Raw genomic sequence first — 4719 nt, forward strand, 5'->3', positions numbered from 1 at the left:
CGCTCCATCTCGGGCTAGGCTTCAATGGCTGCAGTCGCATCGTCGACCAGTTTCGTACCGGCCTCAGCAAGTTTGCGGAAAGTCTCGAAGCCGAACCGGTGGACGTCTCGACAGAACGCCCAACCGCTGGAAACCCGCAGGGGCTTCATTCCAATTATTGGCGACGTCGACACGCCGGAGCGCTCCTCGATCGCAAGCGCTACGGCGGTGTAAAACATGTCGAGCCTCCACAGCGCGTCAGGATCGGGATCGCCGCCAAAGGGTACCGCACGTTGCTGTTGCTTGGTGATGATGAACTCGGCCAGCAGCTCGGCATCCGAATGGCCTTCCCATAAGCCGAAGGAATCCTGAGTACGAATGAGCCGCAGGAGGCATTTGACGAACGGGGAAGCAAGGGCCTCGTCGTCCCCGTGGACAGCAGGGCCAACCGGTTCATGAGGAATTTCGCTTTTCCCCAATTTCAGTACTCCTCTTGAAGGACGATCTCTTTTTCTGCGATGTGTGGTTCGGGCGCTTGCGTGGGCGGGGAATGGCTTGGGCGAGCCGATCCCACGCAACAGTGTCCCGTGGCCGACCTCGAGCACGTCCACCAATGCGAGACCTTTCACCGCGGCGCGAACGCCTGCGCCGCGGTTCGACCCGAGGTAAACGCAATGGAAATTCCACCTGCCGCAAGCCGCGCACTTTTGCGGCATCGACGTTATTGCTGCGAAGTGCGCCTGGGCGGGCGGATTGGCCAGTGTTCAATTCCAATTGTCAGTCCCTTCGCGATTCTTGCTCAGGAAGTGACTTCGTTTTGAGTTTCGGGTGCCTTCTTTTGCGGAGCCACACAAAGATCCGCGTGACAGGCAGGCTCACCCGTGTAGTTGGCCAGTGCTTCGAGCAACGAGGTGAGGTAGCGCTGTTTGGTTTGGTCCGGCACTGGCTCCGAATGGTCCAGCGATTTGATTGCCACCTCGATCAACTCGATCGCCCGGTCCTTGTTGCCGCTCTCGTAATAATACTGAGCGACCGGAAAGTAACACCCGAATTTAAAGTCTCCATCGCCTTGCGGAGGATTAAGTTCCAGGATCTGTTCGGAGAGCTCCTTGCCCATCGCAAAGCGATCATCATGCGGAAGATGGGAGTTGTCGATCGTGGGATGGAAGAGTTGGTTCAGCGCCATCACCACCCAAGACATCGCTTCGAACTTTTTGTTGATCGCGTCCTCGACCAATTCGCGCATAAGCGGCAAGCCGGTTTTGATGTCGCGCAGCTTGTGAAGCAGAATATCCGCATGAACCCGCCGAAAATCAAAAGAGTCTGGCATCACGGCGAGGCCTTCTTCGATGGCCAATAGTGCCGCTGCCCAATCCTCGTCCTGCATCGCCGGCCCAAGTTTGGCGTATATCGGCTGACTCAGCGACGATTCGCGCACACGCGAGATTCGCTTTGCATCGACGGCTTTCGCTTCATAGCTGCTGCGCCAGCTGCCGTTAAGGACTTTCGGCAAAACGTCATCGAGTTCCGCCGGGTGGCCGATAAAAGCGATGTGGCCGTCGCGGTCGACCACGAACGAGGTGGGAATCCCAATCGAAGAGCTGGGATCCATCCAGAGCTTGTTCATTTCGCCAATGTAATCGAACCCGATACGATAATTCAGATTCGGGAACTCCTCGGTCAGCCAGGCATCCACGTTGGTCCGCGCCTCGTCTGCGGTAGGACCCTGTTCGCAGGCGGCAACTCCGACCGCCTCAAATCCGCTGCCTTCATATTTCTCCTGCAGTTCGATCAAATGGGGCATGGCGTCGACACATGGTCCGCACCAAGTCGCCCAAAACTCAACGAGGTAGACCTTGCCGGGCCGAAAGTTCGTGAGGGGCTCGCCACGCAGCCAGTTCTCCACTTTGATCGCAGGAGCCGGGGACCCCATACGCAGTTCCATCTTGGTGTCCAAAGTCATTCCACACCTTTCGTCTCTTTTGTCGCGGAATATTTTCCAGTCAAAATCGGACACGGTCTCGAGGGCATCGCTCCCTCTGGCTTGCTTCAGCGAAGCTCTCACCGTGTTGCCGCACATCAAGCTGCAACGGAGGTGCCAATTCCCTCAGCTCCGGTAAGCGGCGGGAAATGCTTTGAAATTCTCCACGAGGCCAAATGCGGCCGATTGTCGTGAACCCGACATGTCTTCTGCCGCTGTCGGGTTTCGCCCTATCACTCTTGAGAGCTTGGACGGCTCGCCTGTGATTAGACTGGCCTCGGCCCTCGAGCAGTGGCAGTTTGGCGCCAGTTCGAAAGCGCGAACTCGCCGGCTTGGTCCTCGTGCCGCCACCGCCGCGTGTGGATTCTTGCCCCGGAGTCAAAATTCGCCTCGCGGTTGCCAACGGCGGCATGCGCTCAATGCGCGTGGCGTTGAGCACCGACAGCACGTAATGGTACCAATTAGTGGATGCCCGTCGCTGCCTCCACTTCTCCAGCCAAGCGCTCGAACGACGCTACCTACCCACGTTCGAGCGCGACCGCGGAATCGCAGACTGCCGAACGTCAGCCGTTGCGAAAGGTGTAGCCGTACCCGTTGATCGCCGGTGCGCCGCCTAGATGTGCGTAGAGGACCCTCGATCCCTGTGGAAAGAAGCCCCTCTGGACGAGGTCGATCATCCCTTGCATCGATTTGCCCTCGTAAACGGGGTCCGTAATCATGCCCTCGAGCCGCGCGCACAAACGGATTGCCTCTTTGGTTTCCTCCGATGGAACGCCATAACCCGGGTACGCGTAGTCCATGAACAACACCACGTCTGCCTCGACAATTTCCGCTCCGAGGTGGACGAGCTTCGCTGTATTTTGGGCGATGCCAAGCACCTGCGCCTTGGTCTTGGCGGGCATGGCGGAGGCATCGATACCGATCACGTTGCGCTGTCGACCATCCTTGGCGAACCCGACGAGCATGCCGCCGTGGGTTGAACCAGTCACCGTACAGACGACGATATAGTCGAAGGCAAACCCAAGCTGCTCTTCCTGGGCACGCACCTCCTCAGCGAACCCCACATAGCCCAGGCCGCCGTATTTGTGGACAGAGGCGCCGGCAGGTATCGCATATGGCCTGCCGCCCCTTGCCTTGACTTCATAAAGTGCCTTTTCCCAGCTGCGGCGGATGCCGATGTCAAAGCCCTCGTCAACCAGGCGCACCTCTGCCCCCATGATGCGGCTCAAGAGGATATTGCCGACCCGGTCGTAGACAGCATCATCATGTGGGACCCAGCTCTCCTGGACCAGGAGGCATTTCATGCCGATCTTGGCGGCGACCGCAGCGACCATGCGCGTATGGTTGGACTGCACGCCACCGATTGTGACGAGCGTATCGGCATCTGACGCGATCGCGTCGGGCACAATGTATTCGAGCTTGCGCAGCTTGTTTCCGCCGAACGCGAGACCGGAGTTGCAGTCCTCGCGTTTGACGTAGATTTCCACCTTGTCGCCCAGATGCTTGCCGAGGCGGTCGAGCCTCTCGATCGGCGTGGGTCCAAAGGTGAGCGGATAACGTTCGAATTTTTCCAGCATGCTATCTCCAGCAAAAAAGTACCTGAACCTGCTACGCACCGGTCAGCCCAGGGGTATGGTCGCGTGTTAGCCGAACACAGATTCCCTATACGATCAGCTCAGTCATCAGAGGGTGACCAAAATTGGTGTGGGTCTGAGCACTGATCCTGTCATCCGCGCATCAAAGCAGCAGCACATGCTGGGCATTCGACCAAGCCGGGACACAGCTGAAAATTGCATTCCGCAGTTGATCAGAGTCAGACGACTGGTACCCGAGCTTTCCTGTAACCATCGGCATGCTGGCCCCTGTGGCGAGTTCCACGAGCGCGGCTAGAGGACTGCCAGATCAGAAAGAGCACGCGGCCGAAGTAGCCGGCCTGAAGCAGCAGCGAACAGGCCAGCGTCGTGACGACTGCCACACGGAGCGAATCCAAAGCGAAGTAAACCATCGACGCATTGCTGCACAGGACCAGCCCCACGAGCCGACAAAAAGATGAAGTGCACGCCGCTCCCCTGGTTTTCGCCAGATCATGTTGCGAGCTCGTCGGCCGGAACATGCGTCTGGCAGTTCTTGGGGCAGACGCGGCCGCAGGCTCCGCAGCCTATGCAGCGGCCGGCATCATCGACAACCATGATCATGCGATTGAGCTTGCCGTCGAAATCGTCGTCCTCGTCATCGCAGGGGCGAGGATTTCACCCGCATCATCAACGCCGTGAAGATGCATCACATCGCGCGAGCAGACCTTGAAACAACGGCAGCAGCCGATGCAGGTTTGCTATCGATGGAGGTCAGGTACGACGGCATCCAAATGGAGCCGTCACGGGTGGTGAATGTGCGCATCATCCTAAATTCTTCATTGAAGCGAGTTCTCTCTTGGCAACATCCAACTCGGCATAAACGGCTTGGGTTTTCTCGGCGACTTCCTGTATGTCGGCCCACTTGCCCGGCAGACCCTCGACAAGGTCCTGCAATGCCATCTTGGCAATAGCTGCACGCAACTGGAGCTTTCGGACTTTCTTCCTCATCTTATCTAGGTCTGACATAGATCCTTCCTGGAACAATGGTTTTGTTGATGCGCTCCATCTCGGGCTAGGCTTCAATGGCTGCAGTCGCATCGTCGACCAGTTTCGTACCGGCCTCAGCAAGTTTGCGGAAAGTCTCGAAGCCGAACCGGTGGACGTCTCGACAGAACGCCCAACCGC

The 4719-nt window shown here is 58.1% G+C and carries 6 protein-coding genes and 1 pseudogene; all 7 read right to left on the minus strand.

Annotation, left to right across the window (positions count from 1 at the left end):
- Positions 1–14: 14 nt before the first annotated feature.
- Complete coding sequence (locus EN984_RS23095) at positions 15–458, minus strand: DUF269 domain-containing protein (RefSeq protein ID WP_245456756.1); 444 nt, start codon at positions 456–458, stop codon at positions 15–17.
- A 320-nt stretch (positions 459–778) separates the two neighbouring features.
- Positions 779–1924 carry a TlpA disulfide reductase family protein gene (locus EN984_RS23100; protein ID WP_127383965.1) on the minus strand — a complete coding sequence of 382 codons (1146 nt, stop codon included), beginning with the start codon at positions 1922–1924 and terminating at the stop codon, positions 779–781.
- A 599-nt stretch (positions 1925–2523) separates the two neighbouring features.
- On the minus strand, positions 2524–3537 hold the full coding sequence (locus EN984_RS23105; protein ID WP_024505903.1) for a 1-aminocyclopropane-1-carboxylate deaminase: 1014 nt from the start codon (positions 3535–3537) through the stop codon (positions 2524–2526).
- Positions 3538–3773: 236 nt separating this feature from the next.
- Positions 3774–4073, minus strand: a complete 300-nt coding sequence (locus tag EN984_RS39535; RefSeq protein WP_082826585.1) for an exopolysaccharide production repressor protein — start codon at positions 4071–4073, stop codon at positions 3774–3776.
- Positions 4045–4360 (minus strand): annotated as a pseudogene (gene fdxB / locus EN984_RS23115) (ferredoxin III, nif-specific). The gene EN984_RS39535 and the pseudogene fdxB overlap by 29 nt, the downstream one beginning before the upstream one ends.
- Positions 4357–4560 carry a CCE_0567 family metalloprotein gene (locus EN984_RS23120; RefSeq protein WP_063169367.1) on the minus strand — a complete coding sequence of 68 codons (204 nt, stop codon included), beginning with the start codon at positions 4558–4560 and terminating at the stop codon, positions 4357–4359. The pseudogene fdxB and the gene EN984_RS23120 overlap by 4 nt, the downstream one beginning before the upstream one ends.
- A 46-nt stretch (positions 4561–4606) precedes the next feature.
- On the minus strand, positions 4607–4719 hold a 113-nt coding region (locus EN984_RS23125), incomplete at its 5' end, for a DUF269 domain-containing protein (protein ID WP_127374651.1).

The organism is Mesorhizobium sp. M7A.F.Ca.CA.004.12.1.1, from assembly GCF_003997835.1.
Taxonomy (GTDB): Bacteria; Pseudomonadota; Alphaproteobacteria; order Rhizobiales; family Rhizobiaceae; genus Mesorhizobium.

Coding starts and splice junctions, on each gene's coding strand:
- EN984_RS23100 (WP_127383965.1), bottom strand. CDS start 1,924: ATGGAACTGCGTATGGGGTCCCCGGCTCCTGCGATCAAAGTGGAGAAC.
- EN984_RS23105 (WP_024505903.1), bottom strand. CDS start 3,537: ATGCTGGAAAAATTCGAACGTTATCCGCTCACCTTTGGACCCACGCCG.
- EN984_RS23120 (WP_063169367.1), bottom strand. CDS start 4,560: ATGTCAGACCTAGATAAGATGAGGAAGAAAGTCCGAAAGCTCCAGTTG.
- EN984_RS39535 (WP_082826585.1), bottom strand. CDS start 4,073: ATGTTCCGGCCGACGAGCTCGCAACATGATCTGGCGAAAACCAGGGGA.